General features: G+C 64.0%; 18 protein-coding genes and 1 tRNA gene. 2 read left to right on the forward strand and 17 right to left on the reverse strand.

Features of this window, described 5'->3' with window-relative positions:
* Positions 1-77 precede the first annotated feature (77 nt).
* The 9 genes from AC1RNP_RS10420 to AC1RNP_RS10460 all read right to left on the reverse strand — a co-directional run bounded on the left by AC1RNP_RS10420 (position 78) and on the right by AC1RNP_RS10460 (position 11,327).
* Positions 78-2,339: a glycosyltransferase family 2 protein gene (locus AC1RNP_RS10420; protein ID WP_493051181.1), complete on the reverse strand. Its 2,262-nt coding sequence runs from the start codon at positions 2,337-2,339 to the stop codon at positions 78-80.
* A complete protein-coding gene (locus AC1RNP_RS10425; protein ID WP_493051182.1) occupies positions 2,336-4,534 on the reverse strand; it encodes a class I SAM-dependent methyltransferase in 2,199 nt (732 codons plus the stop codon). The genes AC1RNP_RS10420 and AC1RNP_RS10425 overlap by 4 nt, the downstream gene beginning before the upstream one ends.
* Positions 4,524-5,927, reverse strand: coding sequence for an ABC transporter ATP-binding protein (locus AC1RNP_RS10430; protein WP_493051183.1), 1,404 nt, complete (start codon positions 5,925-5,927; stop codon positions 4,524-4,526). Before AC1RNP_RS10430 ends, AC1RNP_RS10425 begins: the two co-directional genes overlap by 11 nt.
* On the reverse strand, positions 5,917-6,726 hold the full coding sequence (locus tag AC1RNP_RS10435; protein ID WP_493051184.1) for an ABC transporter permease: 810 nt from the start codon (positions 6,724-6,726) through the stop codon (positions 5,917-5,919). Before AC1RNP_RS10435 ends, AC1RNP_RS10430 begins: the two co-directional genes overlap by 11 nt.
* Complete coding sequence (locus AC1RNP_RS10440; protein WP_493051185.1) at positions 6,726-7,937, reverse strand: cystathionine gamma-synthase; 1,212 nt, start codon at positions 7,935-7,937, stop codon at positions 6,726-6,728. Before AC1RNP_RS10440 ends, AC1RNP_RS10435 begins: the two co-directional genes overlap by 1 nt.
* Positions 7,938-8,000: 63 nt before the next feature.
* On the reverse strand, positions 8,001-9,377 hold the full coding sequence (locus tag AC1RNP_RS10445) for a pyridoxal-phosphate dependent enzyme (RefSeq protein ID WP_493051186.1): 1,377 nt from the start codon (positions 9,375-9,377) through the stop codon (positions 8,001-8,003).
* A 292-nt stretch (positions 9,378-9,669) separates the two neighbouring features.
* Positions 9,670-9,888, reverse strand: coding sequence for an HP1242/YdcH family protein (locus AC1RNP_RS10450; RefSeq protein ID WP_226467831.1), 219 nt, complete (start codon positions 9,886-9,888; stop codon positions 9,670-9,672).
* Positions 9,889-10,377: 489 nt separating this feature from the next.
* On the reverse strand, positions 10,378-10,989 hold the full coding sequence (locus tag AC1RNP_RS10455; RefSeq protein ID WP_493051187.1) for a hypothetical protein: 612 nt from the start codon (positions 10,987-10,989) through the stop codon (positions 10,378-10,380).
* Entirely contained in the window at positions 10,986-11,327 is a 342-nt protein-coding gene (locus AC1RNP_RS10460; RefSeq protein ID WP_493051188.1) for a DUF4398 domain-containing protein, read from the reverse strand. Before AC1RNP_RS10460 ends, AC1RNP_RS10455 begins: the two co-directional genes overlap by 4 nt.
* Positions 11,328-11,498: 171 nt before the next feature.
* Between AC1RNP_RS10460 and AC1RNP_RS10465 the strand changes: the two genes are divergently transcribed.
* Positions 11,499-12,617, forward strand: a complete 1,119-nt coding sequence (locus AC1RNP_RS10465; protein WP_493051189.1) for a PilT/PilU family type 4a pilus ATPase — start codon at positions 11,499-11,501, stop codon at positions 12,615-12,617.
* A 44-nt stretch (positions 12,618-12,661) separates the two neighbouring features.
* Here the strand turns inward: AC1RNP_RS10465 and maiA are convergent, their stop codons facing one another.
* From maiA to rplM, 7 genes are all read right to left on the reverse strand, one after another.
* On the reverse strand, positions 12,662-13,327 hold the full coding sequence (gene maiA, locus AC1RNP_RS10470; protein WP_493051190.1) for a maleylacetoacetate isomerase: 666 nt from the start codon (positions 13,325-13,327) through the stop codon (positions 12,662-12,664).
* Positions 13,324-14,313: a fumarylacetoacetate hydrolase family protein gene (locus AC1RNP_RS10475; protein ID WP_493051191.1), complete on the reverse strand. Its 990-nt coding sequence runs from the start codon at positions 14,311-14,313 to the stop codon at positions 13,324-13,326. The genes maiA and AC1RNP_RS10475 overlap by 4 nt, the downstream gene beginning before the upstream one ends.
* Positions 14,314-14,456: 143 nt before the next feature.
* The gene (locus AC1RNP_RS10480) at positions 14,457-15,194 is read right to left on the reverse strand and encodes a 2OG-Fe dioxygenase family protein (protein ID WP_493051192.1); all 738 of its coding nucleotides are present in this window, start codon (positions 15,192-15,194) and stop codon (positions 14,457-14,459) included.
* A 140-nt stretch (positions 15,195-15,334) separates the two neighbouring features.
* Complete coding sequence (locus AC1RNP_RS10485; RefSeq protein ID WP_493051193.1) at positions 15,335-15,562, reverse strand: hypothetical protein; 228 nt, start codon at positions 15,560-15,562, stop codon at positions 15,335-15,337.
* Between the two features lie 306 nt (positions 15,563-15,868).
* Positions 15,869-15,943, reverse strand: a tRNA-Gln gene (locus AC1RNP_RS10490).
* Positions 15,944-16,042: 99 nt separating this feature from the next.
* Entirely contained in the window at positions 16,043-16,435 is a 393-nt protein-coding gene (gene rpsI / locus AC1RNP_RS10495; RefSeq protein WP_493051194.1) for a 30S ribosomal protein S9, read from the reverse strand.
* A gap of 3 nt (positions 16,436-16,438) precedes the next feature.
* On the reverse strand, positions 16,439-16,867 hold the full coding sequence (rplM, locus tag AC1RNP_RS10500; RefSeq protein WP_226467822.1) for a 50S ribosomal protein L13: 429 nt from the start codon (positions 16,865-16,867) through the stop codon (positions 16,439-16,441).
* 301 nt (positions 16,868-17,168) lie between these two features.
* Here rplM and coq7 point away from each other — a divergent pair, with 301 nt between their 5' ends.
* Positions 17,169-17,816: a 2-polyprenyl-3-methyl-6-methoxy-1,4-benzoquinone monooxygenase gene (gene coq7, locus AC1RNP_RS10505; protein WP_493051195.1), complete on the forward strand. Its 648-nt coding sequence runs from the start codon at positions 17,169-17,171 to the stop codon at positions 17,814-17,816.
* A 114-nt stretch (positions 17,817-17,930) separates the two neighbouring features.
* On the opposite strand, the gene speD is transcribed toward coq7, so the two are convergent.
* Complete coding sequence (gene speD, locus AC1RNP_RS10510; protein ID WP_226467820.1) at positions 17,931-18,722, reverse strand: adenosylmethionine decarboxylase; 792 nt, start codon at positions 18,720-18,722, stop codon at positions 17,931-17,933.
* Positions 18,723-18,779 lie beyond the last annotated feature (57 nt).

An 18,779-nucleotide genomic window follows, 5' to 3' on the forward strand; every position in this document is an offset into this window, starting at 1 on the left:
AAATTCATATCAGCACCACGCCATGCGCCCCGAAACGAATCCGGTGGGAACCTGACACCTGGCGGGCCCCGGAACCTCTACGCGAACGAATGCCGGATCCATCCAGCAATGGAACTCCTCGGTGGATCGGCCAACGCGAAAGAATCGCCATGCAACAGCGACAGATTCGGGTTGTACGCCGCGTCGTCCCCTAACCACGCGCTCCACCGTTCGATCATGAACTGGACCTCCGAATGGAATCGCTCCATCTTCTCGGGCGTATCCTCGTAACCGCGGCTCGCGGATTCGTGGTGATATAGCTCGGCGAAGGGAGTCCAGATATTGCGGTAACCGTGTTCCAGCAGGCGCAGGCAGAAATCCACGTCGTTGAACGCGACACGCAGCCGCTCATCGAGCCCGCCGATTTCAAGAAAGACCGAGCGCCGGACAAGCAAACATGCCGCCGTCACCGCGGACAGGCTCTGCACCAGATGCGCGCGCCCCATCTGCCCGGACGTGCCTCTGGGCGCCTTCGAATAGATGTGCCCGGCGACGCCGCCGAGTCCCAGCACGATACCCGCATGCTGGATGGTGTCGTCCGGGTAATAGAGCATGGCGCCGACACCGCCCACGCCCGGGCGCACCGCATGCTGGACCATCTCCTCGAGCCAGTCCGGCGAAATCACTTCGACGTCGTTGTTGACCAGGGCGATGATGTCGCCATCGACGTTGCTCACGGCATGGTTGTTGATCGCCGAATAATTGAACGGCGCATCGAACGGCATCACGCGCACACGCGGCTCGTCGTGGAGCGAAGCGAAGAAGTCGCGCGTTTCCTGCAGTTCCGACTGGTTGTCGACGATGACGATCTCGAAATTCGGATAGATCGTCCTGGACAGGATGCTCTCGACGCAGCGCCGCAGCAGATCGAGCCTGTCGCGGGTCGGGATGATGATGCTGACTTTCGGTGCCGGGTCGGGCAACTGATGTCGAACGCGATATCCGCCCTTACATGCCTGCGCGCCGGCGCCGGCATCTAGCAGATGCTCGGACAAGACGTGCAAGCCGGCTTCGTCTCCCGGGGCATTCGCATCGACTTCCTTCCGCGAGGAGTGACACAACACCATCGGAACATGGACGATCTTTTCCGGTGCCGCACGCGACGTGCAACGCAGCGCCAGATCATATGCGGCCGCGTCGTCGAAGGTCGCGCGCGGCCCGCCAGCCTCGCATACCAGGCGCAAGTCGTAGACGACGAACGGCGCCAAATAATTCTGCCCGAGCAGTAGCTCCGGATTCCAATGCGGCTTGAAATAGGGCGCAGATCGAATGCCTGCTTCTAGGCGGTCCGAATCAGAGTAGACCACCTGCGCACCGGGATTGCGCGCGATAGCGCCCGCCATCACGAACAGAGCATGAGCAGGCAACTGGCAATCCGTATCCAGGAAGACGACGAATTGTCCTCGCGCCGTCGCTAACGCTTGCTCGATCGTAGTCGTCGTGCCGTTGTCGGCGCCGATTTTTGCGATGCGACTGTCCTTGGCGATGTATCCATCCAGCACGCGATTTGGCGCCACCCCAACAACGTGCAACTCCCAATCCGGATACAGTTGTCCTGCAAAAGCTTCGAGCCAATGACGGAGCTTGTCTTCCGACACACCCTGCGCCGATAACATCACCGAGATCAACGGCCTCGACGGCAACCAGTCGAGCGATGCGTGCAGCCTCTCGGCATCGGCAGCGGACAACGTGTCGTAGCGGTGCACCCAACTGCCGTAGGAAGAAATGCCCGACACCGAGTCTGCTCCGCTCCCTGAAGACAGCAACCAATTGCAACATGCTTCAAGACCATCGGCCGCGGCACGGCGATGGGCCTCGTGGACGATCTCGGCCGCTACGTTTGAAGGCCCCTGCGCCATACGCTTGCGCAGTAGAACGAGCATAGCCTCGGCATCGTCCAACCGCTCCAGACTCGCGCCACCGAAACGAAATTTTCCCGGCCGGTTGGTCGGATCGAAACGGATCACGCCGATTGCGGCGGGCAACCAAACATACAGCACCCTTTTCGATTCGTCCGCCGCAGGCTCGAACTCCCGTCGCGTCGCTTCCGACCAACCTTGTCCGAAGTCGAAATAGACGCAAGGCGCTTCGACGTCACCGCCCTCCAATTCGACCGCGAGACGATACAAGCCGGCCCGCATGCAAGCAGGCGGTGTCAACAGGAACTGCGGATCCCAGTCGGCGGAACGCCACGCTTCGCCATCGATATGATCAAGCCCTGTCAGCGGGCGATGCTCGAGCTCCCATGCGCCAACGGATACGGATGCGGAAGAAGTTTCTGAATCGAAAGCGATGCTCATTTCCGGTTCCAACTCAGTTTTCTACGCACACGGCGCCAGAATGTGTTCTGCACCATGCTCGCTACTTGATCCAAACGTTCCTGCAATTGCGCGACGCTCTCTCGCATCGCTGCATTCTCCGGGGTCTGCGCATCGAAACGTGCGTCGAGATGGCCGCGCAGACCGGACAGATTCTCTTGCAGCGCCGACAGAAGCTCGGACTGGCCGCTCAAGATTTCAGCGTGCCGGCCGAGCACTTGGGATTGGCTGCCCAGCACTTCGGAGTGACCGGCCAACATTTCGGACTGATCACTCAATATTTGAGAGTGCCTATCGAGCCCCACTGAAACCGCCTGCAAGGAGGCCGCCTGCTGACGCAGTTCCTGCCCATGCCGGAACGCGAGATCGGTTAGCTCGCGTGACTGACCGGCGATCTGCGCCGACAGATTGCGTGCATGCAGTGCGGAGTCCTCCGCCAGCGCCACCAGCGCGTCCTCGCGACGAACGACAACATCGATTTGCACTGACGATTTATTCCGCAGTCCCTGCAGATCGCGCACATCGATCTCGACGGATGGCCGTTCGCCTTCGGTGGCATGGCGTACCTTGTCGGGAGCATCGATGTGCAGACGCTTGCCGTGCACGTCGATTACGCGACGCGCGAGATCACTGACCCGCTCGCCTGCGACATCCACGGATTCGATGCGGTACCGCCCCGGCAACGCCGGAATCTCGATTCGCACGAAATCCACGGCGGGATCGGGGAGAAGGAAGCGCACCTTGACGCCCTCCCCGATCTCCTCCACTGCACCACCAACCGAAAGACCGGCGGCGAACGCCTGTCCCGTGCGACGGCATCGCAGGCGTGGCATCGAGGCGCCGCTCGTCACGACGCCGGCGATCGCCAGCGCGAGTCCATCGCGGCTTTCCACTCCCCGCTTCTCGTTCTCGCGGCGCAGCTGCCGTGTGAGTGCACGCAGATCAGCCTGGTCGGTCGCGATCTTGCGCAGATCGGAAATGGCCTGCATTTCAGCCCGGGCCATTTTCCAGAGACCCGGCTGGGAAATCACCGCTTCGTACTGCACCTTGAAGTGCAACGTCAGCGCGGCATCCTTCGGAAAATCGGCATAAGCCTCTGTAACTTCGATCTCAATATACGGATCGGGGCCGAAGCACACGATTCGCAGGCGAGAATCACGCTCCCACGGTGTCGGCACGATCTCGCCGCTGACGGCGCCGAGCCACGAATGGAGATCGTCCAGCTCCCAGCTCGCTTTTTCGGAGGAAAACCTCACCTCGCCGATACCGAAAACGCCCGGATAGTCGGCCGGATCGATGCGGATGAAATCCGGACGCTCGCCAGCGGGCAGCGAAAATTTGAATTCGAACTCGTCCTGCTCGACGTTGATCGGCTGCTTCAACAGCCGCTCCTCGGCATAATTCTGACCGTGACTGCGGTAATACAGGCACGCGGTCACCGGGATCGAGACTTCCGCTGTTTTTGGCGTGGCGGTCTCAGCATCAAGGATGGTCGCAGCGATGCTTTCAAAGTAGCGGCGAATCTGTTCTGGGCGCTGCTTGCACGCCCGCATGAACTTGCGAAAAGCCTCAGGGACTTCCTTGCCGACAGGCACGACGCCGAGGCCATTGCTGTGGTGGAAGTCGAAGACTTCGTACTGACTGGACAGCTCCTCGAGGAACTTCCAGACGCCAAAATCACGCCCCCTCACCTGTGTATCGTGAAACAGCACCACGGCACGCTCGCTCAACTTCGGGCGCCACGTCTCAAAGTCGTGCTTGACGGCTTCGTAGGTATGCAAGCCGTCGATGTGCAGTAGATCGATGCTGCCATCCTCGAACGAGGAGACAGCATCATCAAAAAAGCTTCGCTTCAGCGTCGAGAAACGGCCGTATTTCGGATCGTGATAGGCACGCAGTGATTCGTAGACTTCCTCGCCGTAGTGGCGGGCATGCTCGTCCCCTTGCCAGGAATCAACAGCAGTACAGACGGTGTCGAGTGCCAATGCCTCGACCGCCTGACAGAACGACAAATACGAATTGCCGGAGTCCGTACCCAGCTCCACCAACCGACGCGGCTTCAACAGATCGACTGCGAGATAGGCGAAAGGAATATGTCCCACCCACGCATATGGAAACGAGATGCGCGGGCGCAGGAAGACGATCGGATGCTCGTCGCTTCTGAATTCAGCGCTCACTCGGCACCCGCTCCATTTCGACGCGCTCCACTGGCAGCCCGATCAGGCCCGCCGGCAATCCGCCCGTACGCGACTTGAACATCATCGCTTCATGCACCCAATGTTGGATAGTGTGTTTTTCCTGCGTCCCGTCGGCGACGCCGGTGGTGATGAAGTAATCCCCCTCCGCGAGCCTCGGCATGTCGAAGACGAATCTCGCGCGGAAGGCTTCGCCTTCGGCCACGGAGAAACCTTCGCCCTGGTAGTCGAGATAGGTGTTCTCTCCGAAGAGCAGTTGCCCCAACCGATCCTTGATGTAGAAGCCAACGATGGGCTTCTCGAGCGGAATGTCGGCGACCACTTCGATCTCCAGCGCGACACGCTCGCCACCGACGACCCAGGCCAGCGCGCGCCCCTCGTCATCGATCAGGGCAACGTCGCTGATCCTCGCCTTGAGTTCGCCGAACCCTTGCTGCTCCGGGCTGAAGGGGAAGATTTCGATATCGTTGCGAAGCACCGTGCGGTCCATCAGCTCACGCCTGGCATTGATCGCACGGGTCCTGCCGCGAACCACGGCATTATCGGCACCGGTTTTCTTGGCGTTGCCGCCCTGGCGTTCGGTGAGATAGGCCTCGAGATAGGCCGACATGACGTCCTTCGCCAGTCCGCTCGCCTGCATCGTCCCGTGATCGAGCCAGATCGCGCGATCGCACAAGCCAGTGACTGCCATGCCGTCGTGACTGACGAACAGCAGGGTTCCGCGTTCCTTGAACTCGCGCAGATAGCGCATGCACTTCTGGGTGAAGAAGGCATCGCCCACCGCCAGCGCCTCGTCGATGATGAGAATGTCGGCGTCGACATGCGTCATCACCGAGAACGCCAGGCGCATCACCATGCCGCTGGAATAGTTGCGCACGGGCTGGTCGATGAAATCGCCGATGTCGGCGAATGCGAGGATCTCATCGATGCGGCGATCGACTTCCGACTTGCTCAGCCCGAGGATCGCGGCGTTGAGATAGACGTTCTCGCGACCGGTGAATTCGGGATTGAAGCCGCTGCCCAGTTCGAGCAGGGCCGCCACACGCCCCTTCACCGACACATCGCCCTCGGTGGACGACAGCGTTCCGGCGATCAGCTGCAGCAGCGTGGACTTGCCCGAGCCATTCCTGCCGATGATGCCGAGCGTCTCGCCGCGGCGAATCTCGAAGTTGATGCCGCGCAAGGCCCAGAACTCGCGATAGAACCGCCGCTGCGCGCCGATCAGTGTCTGCAGCAGGCGATGCGATGGCTTCTCGAACAGCTGGTAGCACTTGCCCAGCCCCGAGACGCGGATCACGACCTCTTCGTTGCGGCTATCCGCGGTCGTGACCGGTTCGGATGCGCTCGGCACGGATGTGATCGGTTCAGAGGACATCGGCGAACCCGTTGCGCGTGCGCTGGAACCACCAGTATCCGCCCAGCATCACGATCATGGCGATGACGGTGTAGACGAGCAGCGCGCGCCAGTCGGGCGCATTGCCGAACAGGGCGATCTCGCGGAACTGCTCGATGATCAGGGTCAGCGGGTTGTATTGCATGATCTCGCGATAGCGCGGCGCCAGCGAGGTGACCGGATAGAACACCGGGCTGAGGAACATGAAGACCGAGGCGATCACGCCGCTGATCTGCAGCACGTCGCGGAAATACACGCCAAGCGAGGCCATGAACCAGCTCACGCCAGCCATCATGATCATGTACGGGAGGAGCACGAACGGCATGTAGAGGATGGTGGGGTGCACGGTGTGCTGGGTCAGCAGCACGAACAGCACCAGCACCAGCGTGCTCAGCATCGTGTGGAAGAACGCGGAGGCCAAGGTCACGCACGGCAGGATCGCCAGCGGGAAGACCACCTTCTTCACGAAATTGGAGCTGCCGACGATGACGCTCGGCGAGCGCGAGATCACTTCGACGAACAGGCCGTGCACGATCATGCCGGCGAAGATCATCAGCGAGAACTCGGCGCGGGTGTCGGTATTCGGCCAGCGCATGCCGAGGAATTCGCGGAACGCCAGCGTGTACACGCCGAGCATCAGCAAGGGCGTCAGGAAGGACCACAGCAGGCCGAGGAAGGAGCCGCTGTAGCGGCCCATGATTTCGCGCTTGGTCAATTCGTAGAACAGTTCGCGACGCGCGATGGCGCGGCCAACCGGGCCCAGTGCAGCAATGGCTTTCATCAAACTCCCTTGGAATCCAGGGTCGACGCGAGAAGGGCCGACTCGAGATCCGCGCGCAGGTCTTCGAGATCCTCGACCCCCACCGACAGGCGCACCAGCGAATCGCGGATGCCGAGCGTGGCGCGGCGCTCGGGCGGAATTGACGCATGCGTCATCACCGCCGGATGGTTGACCAGGCTTTCGACGCCGCCCAGCGATTCGGCCAGGGTAAACAGTTCGGTGCGTTCGCAAAAACGCTTCGCGGCCTCGAAGCCGCCCTTGAACACGATCGAGACGATGCCGCCGAAGCCGTCCATCTGGCGCTTGGCGAGTTCATGCTGGGGATGCGACGGCAGGCCCGGGTACACCACCTGCTCGATGGCCGGGTGAGTTTCCAGCCACTGCGCCAGCGCCAGCGCGTTCTCGCAGTGCGCGCGCATGCGCAGGTGCAGGGTCTTCAGGCCGCGCAGGGCGAGGAAGCTGTCGAACGGCCCCTGCACCGCGCCGATCGAGTTCTGCAGGAACGCCAGCTGCTCGGCGAGGTCGGCGTTGTCGCCCACCACCACCATGCCGCCGACCATGTCGGAATGGCCGTTGAGGTACTTGGTGGCCGAGTGCATGACGATGTCGGCGCCGTGCTCGAGCGGGCGCTGCAGGGCGGGCGAGGCGAAGGTGTTGTCGACCACCATCAGGATGCCGCGGGTGCGGGCGATCGCGGAGATCGCCTGCAAGTCGACGATCTTGAGCATCGGGTTGGTCGGCGTTTCCACCCACACCAGGCGGGTGTTGGGCTGGATCGCGGCAGCGAAGGCGGCCGGATCGGTGAGATCGACGAAACTGAAGTCCAGCCCGGCGCTGCGGCGGCGCACGCGCTCGAACAGGCGGTAGCTGCCGCCGTAGAGGTCGTCCATGGCGACGACGTGGTCGCCGCTGTCGAGCAGTTCCAGCAGGGTCGAGGTCGCCGCCATGCCGGAGGCGAAGGCGAAGCCGCGGCTGCCACCCTCCAGGCCGGCCACGCAGCGCTCGTAGGCGAAGCGGGTCGGGTTATGGGTGCGCGAGTACTCGAAACCCTGATGGACGCCCGGACTGCTCTGGGCGTAGGTCGAGGTGGCGTAGATCGGCGGCATGACCGCGCCGGTACTGGGGTCCGGGGTCTGTCCGGCATGGATGGCGCGAGTGCCCAGCCGCCAATGTCCAGGGGCCTTCGTGGCCGCGCCGTGGTCGTTTTTCATGCCTGCCGATCTGCGGAAATCCGGCCGCGGATTCTAGCACCGGGCCCCTTTCCGCCCCGTCGTTTACTGAACGCGGCGGCGCAGATAGTTCAGCAAGTCGATGCGGGTGATCAGGCCGAGGAAGCGTCCGCCGTCCATCACGATCGCGACCTGGCCGCGGTCGAAGACCGGCAACAGGGCCTCGATCGGCGATTTCACGTCCATGAAGTCGAGCTTGCTGACCATGGCCGTCGAGACCGGGTCGCGGAAGCGGGCCTCGTCGCCGTAGACGTGCAGCAGCACGTCGGACTCGTCGAGAATGCCGACGATCCGGTCGCCATCCATCACCGGCAGCTGCGAGATCTCGTACAGCTTCATGCGCTGGTAGGCGGTGACCAGTAGGTCGCCCGGGGCCACCACCACGGTGTCGTGGTGGGTGTAGGGGCGCAGGATCAGGTCGCGCAGGTCGCCAGTGCTCTCGCGCTCCAGGAAGCCGTTGTCCAGCATCCAGTAGTCGTTGTAGAGCTTGGACAGGTACTTGTTGCCGGTGTCGCAGACGAACACCAGCACCTTCTTTGGCACGGTCTGCTCGCGGCAGTAGCGCAGCGCGGCCGCCAGCAGGGTGCCGGTGGAGGAGCCGCCAAGGACGCCCTCCTTCGACAGCAGCTCGCGCGCGGTGAGGAAGCTTTCCTTGTCGCTGATGGCGTAGGCGCGCTTGACCCGGGTGAAGTCGGAGATCGGCGGCAGGAAGTCCTCGCCGATGCCCTCGACCATCCAGCTGGCCGACTTGTCGGACAGGGTGCCGCGATTGATGTACTCCTCCAGGATCGAGCCGACCGGATCGGCCAGGATCAGCTCGGTCTGCGGGGAATGCTGGGCGAAGCAGCGCGAGAGCCCGGTCATGGTGCCGGAGCTGCCGCAGCCGAAGACGATGGCGTCCAGCCCGCCCACCTCGGCCATCTGCCGCAGGATTTCCGGGCCGGTGCCGAATTCGTGCGCGGCCGGATTGTCGGGATTGCCGAACTGGTTGATGAAGTAGGCGCCGGGCGTCTCGCTGGCGATGCGCGCGGCGAGATCCTGGTAGTAGTCGGGATGGCCCTTGGCGACGTCCGAGCGGGTCAGCACCACTTCCGCGCCCATCGCCTTGAGATTGAAGATCTTCTCGCGGCTCATCTTGTCGGGGACGACCAGGATCAGCTTGTAGCCCTTCTGCTGGGCGACCAGCGCCAAGCCGATGCCGGTATTGCCGGCGGTGCCCTCGACCAGGGTGGCGCCGGGCTGGATGTCGCCGCGCTTTTCCGCCGCCTCGATCATGCTCATGCCGATGCGGTCCTTGATCGAACCGCCGGGATTCTGGCTTTCCAGCTTCAGATAGAGCTCGCATACGCCGGCATCCAGGCGCTGGGCTTTGACGATCGGCGTGTCGGCGATCAGCTCGAGGACGGAGGAATGGATCGGCATGCGAATGGGGCGTGGAAGGAATGGCCCACGATTATCGCACCGCCGGCGGGATGGCCGCTGCCGACCGCGTCCGTCATTGGCGGGAATGACAGGCGAAAGCCGGGGATTGGAGATTGCGTGCGGAGTCGAAAGTCCCGGATCGAATGCGGACCTGGCAAAAGATCCGCCCGGGGACTCCCGTCCGCGATCAGCGGCGGCCGACGAGGATGGCCGCCGCCGACGCGGCGAGAAGCGCTTCAAACCCGCGCATCCCGGCCGCATCGTCAATGCGGCGAGACGCGGGTTCCGAAGATCAGTGATGCAGGGTTTCGAACATGCGCGAGAGACGGTCCTTGGCGGCCAGCTTCTCGCGCTTCATTTCCGATAATTTGAGATCGTCGATGGGCAACACGCCGAGCTCGGCGTCGAGGACCTTCTTATCCAATTCCTGGTGATGGTGATAGAGCTGACGGAACTCGGGATTGGCCTTGAACAGCGCATCGAGTTCCGACTGTGGTTGCCCTTCGAACATGGGAGCCTCCTTCAACATGGATCGTGGATGTCCCGGACGCGGGGGGCGCCGGGCTGAGGAGCGACGAGCACATATGCGAACGCCCCGGCCGGTGGCGCGGGGCGTCGTGGGGGTGGGCGAGCGTTGCGGTGCGCAGGTGCTCCGCGAGAGCACCCGCGCGGAAACGAATTCCGGCGGCATGCTTCCGAGAGATGTGAGATAGCGTCATCCGGTCAGGCCCGTCAGCCAGGCGGCCTGAGATCGTCGCGATCGACCGCCTGCGAGTTCGACCCTACTCCTCCCTAAAAACGTCGGCAAGCGTATGGTGCAAGCCCATGATTTGCTTCGATTCGCGGGCTGCCTTTTCTGAATAGCAATCACCGCCATCCAGATAACAGATTGATTTTAAAGGGATTGTGCGGACGCAAAATCTCGCAGGCTTTCCTCGCGAGGCTTAAGGCCCTTGCGGGCGATGCGAGCGCCCTCGCCCCACGCGCCCCCCTGGAAGACTCAGGGCTTGGCCGACTCCTCTTCGGATTTCCCGGACTTGCCCATCAGCTCGGCCTGGCGCTTGGCCAGCTCCGCCTGACGCTGCCGGGCGGCCTTGAGCTTGGCCGCCTGCGAACCGGCGACATCGTCCAGCGCCGTCTCCGCCTGCTGGCGGGCGGCGGCTTCCTGATCGGCCTGCTCACGCAGGCGCGCGGCCTCCTCGGCCTGGATCTGCGCCTGGATGCGCAGGCGCTCGGCTTCCTGCCGCGCGCGCGCCGCGTCCTGGCGGCTCGCTTCCACGAGCAGGTCGCTGCGCGTGCGGTCGAGCCGGTCGATCTCGCGCCGGGCGACTTCGTTGCGCGCGGCGAGTTCGGCGGTCTCCACGCGCAATTCGGCGATCTGCAATGCCATGGCGCGCGCCTTGCTCTTCGCGACGGCCAGGGCGTCCAGGGCCTGCCGCGCCTGCAGCCGCTCGTAGGCTCCGGCGCCGCTGGTGTCGGGATTGGCGTCGAGCATCTGCAACCGCGACGACAGGCGCGCGACTTCAGGATCCTTCTTCTCGGCATGTACCGCGAACGCTGCCGCCGTCAGCAACAGCGCCAGCGCGATACCGCTGGAAATCCTCATCTTCATTGCCCGTCCTCCGCGCCGATGCGGCGCTTGAGATCGGCGATCTCCGCGCGGCGTTGCTTCAGATCGGCCTCGGTCACCGCCTGACGGCTGAGCGCGTTGGCCAGATCGGCGCGCGCGGCGGCCAGCAGGGCGAGATTGCGCGCCTGCTCCCGATCCCCGTCGGCCATTGCCGCGTGCGCCTGCTCCAGCAGGCTGCGCGCCTGCGCGAAATCGCCGGCGGCGTACTGGTCGGCATCGGCATTGTCGGCGCGTGACACCGCCTGCTGCGCGGCCGCCAACTCCGACGTCGGCGGCGGCAAACTGGCGCAAGCCGTGACCGAGAGCACGACTCCGAACATCGACGCGCGAAGCGCCGGCCTGTCATGGATGAACTGTGCGAAGCTTTGACGCATATAAGGGGGGTCGCGCTCCCGGAAGCGGCGACCATTGTCAATCAGCATCCGGCGGAATCGCAATGATCCAGCCGCGATGAAGCGGCCAGGCTGCTTAACGGGACCAAACTCCACACCATGGATATCGGCTATCTCCTCAAGCTGATGACGGAGAAGAACGCATCCGACATGTTCTTCACCACCGGCGCCCCCGTCTACATCAAGGTCGAGGGCAAGCTGCAGCCGCTGGGCACGACCGTCCTCCCGCCGGGCACCACCAAAAAGGTCGCCTACTCGCTGATGGACGAGGGCCAGGTCCCGCAGTTCGAGCGCGACCTGGAACTGAACATGTCGTACTCGCAGCCCAGCATCGGCCGCTTCCGCATCAACGTGTTCAAGCAGCGCGGCGAAGTGGCGATGGTGGTGCGCGCGATCCGCAGCATCATCCCCAGCATCGAGGAGCTGCAGCTGCCGCAGGTGCTCAAGCAGATCATCATGGCGCCGCGCGGCCTGGTGCTGATCGTCGGCTCCACCGGTTCGGGCAAGTCGACCACGCTGGCCTCGATGATCGACCACCGCAACACCAATACCGCCGGCCACATCCTCACCATCGAGGACCCGATCGAGTACCTGCACACCCACAAGCAGTCGATCGTCAACCAGCGCGAAGTCGGGATGGACACGCACGCCTTCCATTACGCGCTGAAAAACGCGATGCGCGAGGCGCCGGACGTGATCCTGATCGGCGAGATCCTCGACGCGGCGACGATGGAGGCGGCGATCGCCTTCGCCGAGACCGGCCACATCTGCCTGGCAACGCTGCACTCCAACAACGCCGACCAGACCATCGAGCGCATCCTCAACTTCTTCCCCGAGGCCGCGCACGGCAACGTGCTGATGAACCTCGCGCTGAACCTGCGCGCGGTGGTGTCACAGCGCCTGGTGATGGGCCTGGACGGCCGCCGCCTGCCGGCGACCGAGGTGCTGATCAACACGCCGTTGATCCGCGACCTGCTGCGCCGCGGCCAGGTGCACGAGATCAAGCAGGCGATGGAGGAATCGCTGGAAGCGGGCATGGAATCGTTCGACCAATGCCTGTTCCGCCTGTACAAGGCCGGCAGGATCGACCGCGAGGAAGCGCTCAAGGCCGCCGATTCGCGCGATGGTCTGGCGCTGAAGTTCCGCTTCTCCGAAGGCAGCGTCGGCGAACACGATCCGTATGCCGACGTGTTCGAGACCAGCGCCCAGCACCACTAGATCGCCGGATCAGGGCGAATGCGAGCCGCCGGCGTGACGCGATGTCAGGGCTGCGGCGCGTCGGGTTGCCGTTCCGGACGGGCGGCGTCGAAGGCCGGTAACGCGAGGCAGGCCTGTTCGATACGGGTGATGATCGGATAAGGCGTCAGATCGACGCCGAAGCGGCGCGCGTTGTAGACCTGCGGAATCAGGCAGCAATCCGCGAAACCCGGCGCATGCCCCGAGCAGAACTCGCCGGTCGACGGATTGTCCCGCAGCAACGTCTCGAACGCTTCGAAACCGCCGGCGATCCAGTGCTTGACCCATTCGTCGCGCTCAGGCTGCGGCACACCCCACTCGCGTTCGAAATACTGCAGCACGCGCAGATTGTTGAGTGGATGGATGTCACAGGCGACCATCTGCGCCAGCGCACGCACGCGCTGGCGCTCACGCGCGGTTGCCGGCAGCAGCGCCGGCTGCGGCCACATCTCGTCGAGGTATTCGAGGATCGCCAGCGATTGCCGCAGCATGCGCTGGCCATGCTGCAGCACCGGCACCGATCGTTGCGGATTGATCGCGGCGTATTCCGGACGGTGCTGTTCGCCGCCGTCACGCACCAGATGCACGGATTCGATCCTGTAGGCCAGCCCCTTGAGGTTGAGGCCGATGCGCACGCGATACGCGGCGCTCGAGCGCCAGTAGGAATGGAGAATCAAAGGATGCTCGCTCACGGGGGGGCTTGGCGCTCGATGCGCTGCTCGATGGCACCGAAGATGGAATGACCCTCGCGATCGAGCATCTCGATCCGCACCAGATCGCCGAACGACATGAAGGGCGTCACCGGCTTGCCGGTTTCCAGCGTTTCCACCGTGCGCTTCTCGGCGAAGCAGGACGCGCCCTTGGATGTGTCCTCGTTGGCGATGGTGCCGGAGCCCACGATCGTGCCGGCCGACAGCGGCCGCGTCTTCGCCGCGTGCGCGACGAGCTGGGCGAAATCGAACTGCATGTCCACGCCCGCCTCCGGCGCGCCGAACCATTCACCGTTGATGTGTGTGAGCAGCGGCAGATGCAGCTTGTTGCCGCGCCAGGCCTCGCCGAGCTCGTCCGGCGTGACGAACACCGGGCTCAGCGCCGAGCGCGGCTTGGATTGCAGGAAGCCGAAACCCTTCGCCAGTTCCGGCGGAATCAGGTTGCGCAGCGAGACGTCATTGACCAGACCGATCAGCTGGATGTGTCCGGCCGCCTGTTCCGGCGTCACCGCCATCGGCACATCGTCGGTCACCACGACGATCTCGGCTTCGAGATCGATGCCGTAGGCCTCGTCCACCACCTTCACCGCATCACGCGGGCCGTAGAAACCGGCGCTCGTGGCCTGGTACATCAGCGGATCGGTGTAGAAGCTCTCCGGCACCTCGGCGCCGCGCGCGCGACGCACGCGCTCCACGTGCGGGAGGTAGGCGCTGCCGTCCACGAACTCGTAGGCACGCGGCAACGGCGCCGCCAGCTGCACCATGTCGAGTTCGAAAGCGCCGTCGGCGCTGCCGGCGTCGAGCGCCTCGGACAGCGCGGCCAGGCGCGGCGCCAGGTTCGACCAGTCTTCCAGCGCGCGCTGCAGGGTCGGCGCGATGCCGGTGGCGCGCACGGCCTGCGTGAGGTCGCGCGAGACCACGATCAGGGTACCGTCGCGGCCGCCTTCTTTGAGGGATCCAAGCTTCATCGCGCTTCCTTCGGGTGCGATCGAAATAATTGTTTCAATTGTAACTTTATTGCTGCCTCAAGGCAGCGGCACATCGCCAGCTCCGGATCATCCAGCTCAACCCTCCATGCCGTGCGTCCAGGAGCGCGCGTCCTTCGCCCCGCTCAATCTTCGCCCTGGAACGCCCCGGCGCGATACGTCAGCACCAGCGTGTCCCGATGACCGGTGCCATCCAGCGGCTGGATCGGCGTGGATTCGTGGATCACCCGGGTGTCGTCGAGCAGCAGGAGCGACCAGGGCGCATCCAGGGTGAAGCGCTGGCCGTTGGGTCCGTTGGCCTCGAACACGCGCGTCTCGCCGCCCTTGATGTCGTGGCGGCCGACGAGGAAGACGGCGACGAAGTCCACACCGTCGCGATGCGCGCCTTCCGGCGTGGGCCGGCCGATGCCGTCGCTGGTGTCGATGCGGAACTGGTGGGCTTCCACGTACCAGGGCTGTTTGGGCTTGACCGCGGAAAAGCAGTTTCCCAAGGCCTGGAGCAAACGAGCCCAGATGGGGCGCTCGACGATCCCGGGGCGAATGGGTTCGAACCAGCGCTCCATGCCACCATGCAGTGCGTTGTAGTCGAGCGACTGCCAATGTGCGCGGTGCGGCGCCTGCGTGACCTCGGCGCCATCGACGACGAAACAGGAATGGCGACGCCGCCGGTAATGGCCGCCATCGCGCAGATAGTTGTCGGGAGCCAGATCATCCCAGCTCGGCTTAAGCGCATCGAACGCCGCGAGCGGCTCTCCGCACAACTCGACGACGCTGTCGGGCGTCAGTACCGCATAACCGCGCTCGCGCAGCGCCGGCAGAACGGCTTCAAGAGAGTCGAAGGGAGCGGAAAAGGTGGCGACCATGCGACGGCCTGTGCGGTGCGGGACGACTGTGCCGCGCGCATGCGCGGGGACACATTATCTCCGCAATTGCCCTCGCACTGGCGCAAAGGACGAGGGCCCGCCAAGCGGGCCCTCGCATCACGCATCCGCCGATGCGGCGATCAGGCGATGTATTCCTGCTCCACCAGTTCTCCCACCACGCCGTTGTTGACGTCGGAGAGCGGACACGCCCGAAGGCCGGCGTAGCGGTCGATCCACTGCGAGCCGTCTTCGCCCTGGTAATAGCAGTACGTGGTGCCCGCGCTCGCGGACGCGCTGCCGGCCGTTCCCATCGCCAGTGCCAACGCGACCACGCCCAGGCCCACGAACTTGTGCATTCCGATTTTCATGCGATCCACTCCGGTCATGAGGATTAAGGATGTCTTCGATTTCGACGATCCATCGATTGCACCGCCGGGCCACTGTCGTGGTCGGACACCAGAGCGCGATCCATGCACCTTCCGCGCTCAGGACGCCTGAACCGGACAAGGCCGCTATGCATGTGCGGGCGGAAACTTAACACGTGGCGCCGGCGACGCCCGCCGCGCTGCAACAAGGCACGCGCCCGGAAGCGAAAAGCGCGCAACAAAAAAGCCCGCGCGAGGCGGGCTTTCGATCTTGCCAATGCACTTGGCTGCTGCACTTTCGTTACAAGATGGCAGCCCCGGATGGATTCGAACCACCGAATGCCTGAGTCAGAGTCAGGTGCCTTACCGCTTGGCGACGGGGCTATGTTCTGATTGTAACGCCAGAACGCATGAACGTCCCGGCGGTGAGCGCCTGGCGAAGAATCCGCACGGTGACGTGCGGACCCTCGCGCAGGATCTTTCTTAACGCTTGGAGAACTGCGTGGCGCGGCGGGCTTTGTGCAGACCCACCTTCTTGCGCTCGACTTCGCGGGCGTCGCGGGTCATGAAACCAGCCTTGCGCAGTTCGGTCTTCAGCGTTTCGTCGTATTCGACCAGCGCGCGGGCGATGCCGAGGCGGATCGCGCCGGCCTGGCCGGTGGTGCCGCCGCCGGTCGCCGTGACGAGGATGTCGAAGGTGTCGGTGTTCTTGGTCAGCTCCAGCGGCTGGCGCACGATCATGCGCGCGGTCTCGCGGCCGAAGAACTCGTCCAGCGGACGGCCGTTGACGACGATGTTGCCGGTGCCGCGGCGCAGGAACACGCGAGCGGTGGAGGATTTGCGACGGCCGGTGCCGTAGTTCTGAGTGATTGCCATGACTTAGATATCCAGGACTTGCGGCTGCTGGGCGGCGTGCGGATGCTCGGAACCCTTGTAGACCTTGAGCTTGCGGTACATCGCGCGGCCCAGCGGATTCTTCGGCAGCATGCCCTTGACGGCGATTTCGATGACGCGCTCCGGGTGGCGCTCCAGCGCCTGTGCCAGCGTCTCGGTCTTGAGGTTGCCGACGTAGCCGGTGAAACGGTGGTATTGCTTGTCGGCGAGCTTGTTGCCGGTCACCACGATCTTCTCGGCGTTGATCACGACCAAGTAATCGCCGGTGTCGACGTGCGGGGTGTAGACGGGCTTGTGCTTGCCGCGCAGACGGCGCGCGAGCTCGGAGCTGAGACGACCCAGCGTTTTGCCGGTGGCGTCGACGAGGTACCAGTCACGCTGGACGGTCTCGGACTTCGCGGTGAAGGTTTTCATGATGAAACTCTGGGTTCTCGGTGAATTGTCGGGCTGATTCCGGGGGAGCCTCTCGGCCTGCGGAATTTCGCCGCGCGTTGTGTCCCGCGCATGGAATCGCGGAACGAAAGAGGCGAGATGATACAGGCCGCCGCAGGGCGCCGCAAGTCGCCAGAATCTCTCGGAAACCCGGGCGGGCGGCCCCTCTGGCCGCCGACCCGGCCAGGGGCGAGAATGGGGCGTCGGCTGCTTCCGCCAGGCCTGGGCACCCCGCCCTCCACGCCGCGCAGCGCCCCCCCCCCTTTCGCCGACGTACCCAATCATGGCCGCGATTCGCCCTCACGACACACCGATCGACCGCTTCCTCACCGACACCCAGCGCGCGCTGGAGACGGTCTTTGGCCGCCCGCCCGCCGAGCGCCCGAATCCCGGACAGGACACCCCGGACGTCGAACTCGACAACGCCGAGCGCCTCCACGCCGCCGGGCTGATGCGCATCAACCATGTCGGTGAGGTCTGCGCCCAGGCGCTGTACGTCGGCCAGGCCAGCGCCGCCCGCGATCCGGCCACCCGCGCGCATCTGCTCGAGGCGGCGCAGGAGGAGACCGATCATCTGGCCTGGTGCGCCGATCGTCTGGAAGAGTTGGACAGTCGTCCAAGCTTGTTCAATCCGCTCTGGTACGCCGGCAGCTATGCCATCGGCGTGCTGGCCGGACTGCGCGGCGACGGCTGGAACCTTGGTTTCGTGGTGGAGACCGAGCGCCAGGTCGAGGCGCATCTCGACGAGCATCTGCAGATCCTGCCCGAGGCCGACCTGCGCAGCCGCGCGATCCTGTCCACGATGAAGGAGGACGAGGCGCGCCACGCCGACAATGCCGAACAGGCCGGCGCGCGCGTGTTGCCGCCACCGATCCCGTCAATCATGGCGGCGGCGTCGAAATTCATGAAGACGGTGGCGTATCGCCTGTAGGGCGGGCCTTGGCCCGCCATCCCCACGCATCCGATAGCAACAAGCTTTCGGCAACACCAGCGCGAACATTGAGATGGCAATGGTGGGCCAAGGCCCACCCTACGAATTCCGGCCTTATTCCACCAGATTCCTGCCGTGGAACAGTTCTTCGATCTCGCGCTTGAGCAGCGCCTCGATCTTCATGCGGTCCTTGAACGACAGGTTCTTCGCCTTCTCCTCGAACAGGTACTGATCGAGGTCGAAATCCTTCAGATGCATCTTCGTGTGGAAGATGTTTTCCTGATAGACGTTGACGTCGAACATCTCGTAGCGCGAGCGGATGTTCTTCGCCAGGAAATCCTGGATCGAATTGATCTTGTGGTCGATGTAGTGCTTCTTGCCGCGAATGTCGCGAGTGAAGCCGCGCACCCGGTAGTCCATGATGACGATGTCGGACTCCAGGCTCTCGATCAGGTAGTTCAACGCCTTCAGCGGCGAGATCACGCCGCAGGTGGCCACGTCGATGTCGGCGCGGAAGGTGGCGATGCCGTGCTGGGGGTGCGTCTCGGGATAGGTGTGCACGGTGATGTGCGACTTGTCCATGTGCGCCAGCACCGCCTCCGGGATCACGCCCTTGGCGGCCGCTTTCTCGATCACCGGCTGTTCGCTGATCAGGATCGTCACCGAGGCGCCCTGCGGGTCGTAGTCCTGCCGGGCGATGTTGAGGATGTTCGCGCCGATGATTTCCGCGACGTCCGTCAATATCTGTGTGAGACGGTCGGCGTCGTACTGCTCGTCGATGTACTCGATATAGCGTTGACGCTCGTCCTCAGAGACGGCGTAGCAAACGTCGTAGATGTTGAAGCTCAGCGCCTTGGTGAGGTTGTTGAAGCCTTGGAGCTTCAGGCGCGGCAACGGTTTGACCACGGTGGTCGTCCCCCGGAAAGTGGTGCGGAAGTGGTGCGAAACGCGAATTATGCGCCA

The sequence above is a fragment of the Luteimonas sp. GW821-FHT14E02 genome, assembly GCF_058803905.1.

Coding starts and splice junctions, on each gene's coding strand:
- AC1RNP_RS10445 (WP_493051186.1), bottom strand. CDS start 9,377: ATGCCGATCCATTCCTCCGTCCTCGAGCTGATCGCCGACACGCCGATC.
- AC1RNP_RS10435 (WP_493051184.1), bottom strand. CDS start 6,726: ATGAAAGCCATTGCTGCACTGGGCCCGGTTGGCCGCGCCATCGCGCGT.
- AC1RNP_RS10420 (WP_493051181.1), bottom strand. CDS start 2,339: ATGAGCATCGCTTTCGATTCAGAAACTTCTTCCGCATCCGTATCCGTT.
- AC1RNP_RS10480 (WP_493051192.1), bottom strand. CDS start 15,194: ATGGTCGCCACCTTTTCCGCTCCCTTCGACTCTCTTGAAGCCGTTCTG.
- AC1RNP_RS10440 (WP_493051185.1), bottom strand. CDS start 7,937: ATGAAAAACGACCACGGCGCGGCCACGAAGGCCCCTGGACATTGGCGG.
- AC1RNP_RS10430 (WP_493051183.1), bottom strand. CDS start 5,927: ATGTCCTCTGAACCGATCACATCCGTGCCGAGCGCATCCGAACCGGTC.
- rplM (WP_226467822.1), bottom strand. CDS start 16,867: ATGAAAACCTTCACCGCGAAGTCCGAGACCGTCCAGCGTGACTGGTAC.
- AC1RNP_RS10455 (WP_493051187.1), bottom strand. CDS start 10,989: ATGAAGATGAGGATTTCCAGCGGTATCGCGCTGGCGCTGTTGCTGACG.
- AC1RNP_RS10475 (WP_493051191.1), bottom strand. CDS start 14,313: ATGAAGCTTGGATCCCTCAAAGAAGGCGGCCGCGACGGTACCCTGATC.
- AC1RNP_RS10485 (WP_493051193.1), bottom strand. CDS start 15,562: ATGAAAATCGGAATGCACAAGTTCGTGGGCCTGGGCGTGGTCGCGTTG.
- AC1RNP_RS10465 (WP_493051189.1), top strand. CDS start 11,499: ATGGATATCGGCTATCTCCTCAAGCTGATGACGGAGAAGAACGCATCC.
- AC1RNP_RS10460 (WP_493051188.1), bottom strand. CDS start 11,327: ATGTTCGGAGTCGTGCTCTCGGTCACGGCTTGCGCCAGTTTGCCGCCG.
- rpsI (WP_493051194.1), bottom strand. CDS start 16,435: ATGGCAATCACTCAGAACTACGGCACCGGCCGTCGCAAATCCTCCACC.
- coq7 (WP_493051195.1), top strand. CDS start 17,169: ATGGCCGCGATTCGCCCTCACGACACACCGATCGACCGCTTCCTCACC.
- AC1RNP_RS10450 (WP_226467831.1), bottom strand. CDS start 9,888: ATGTTCGAAGGGCAACCACAGTCGGAACTCGATGCGCTGTTCAAGGCC.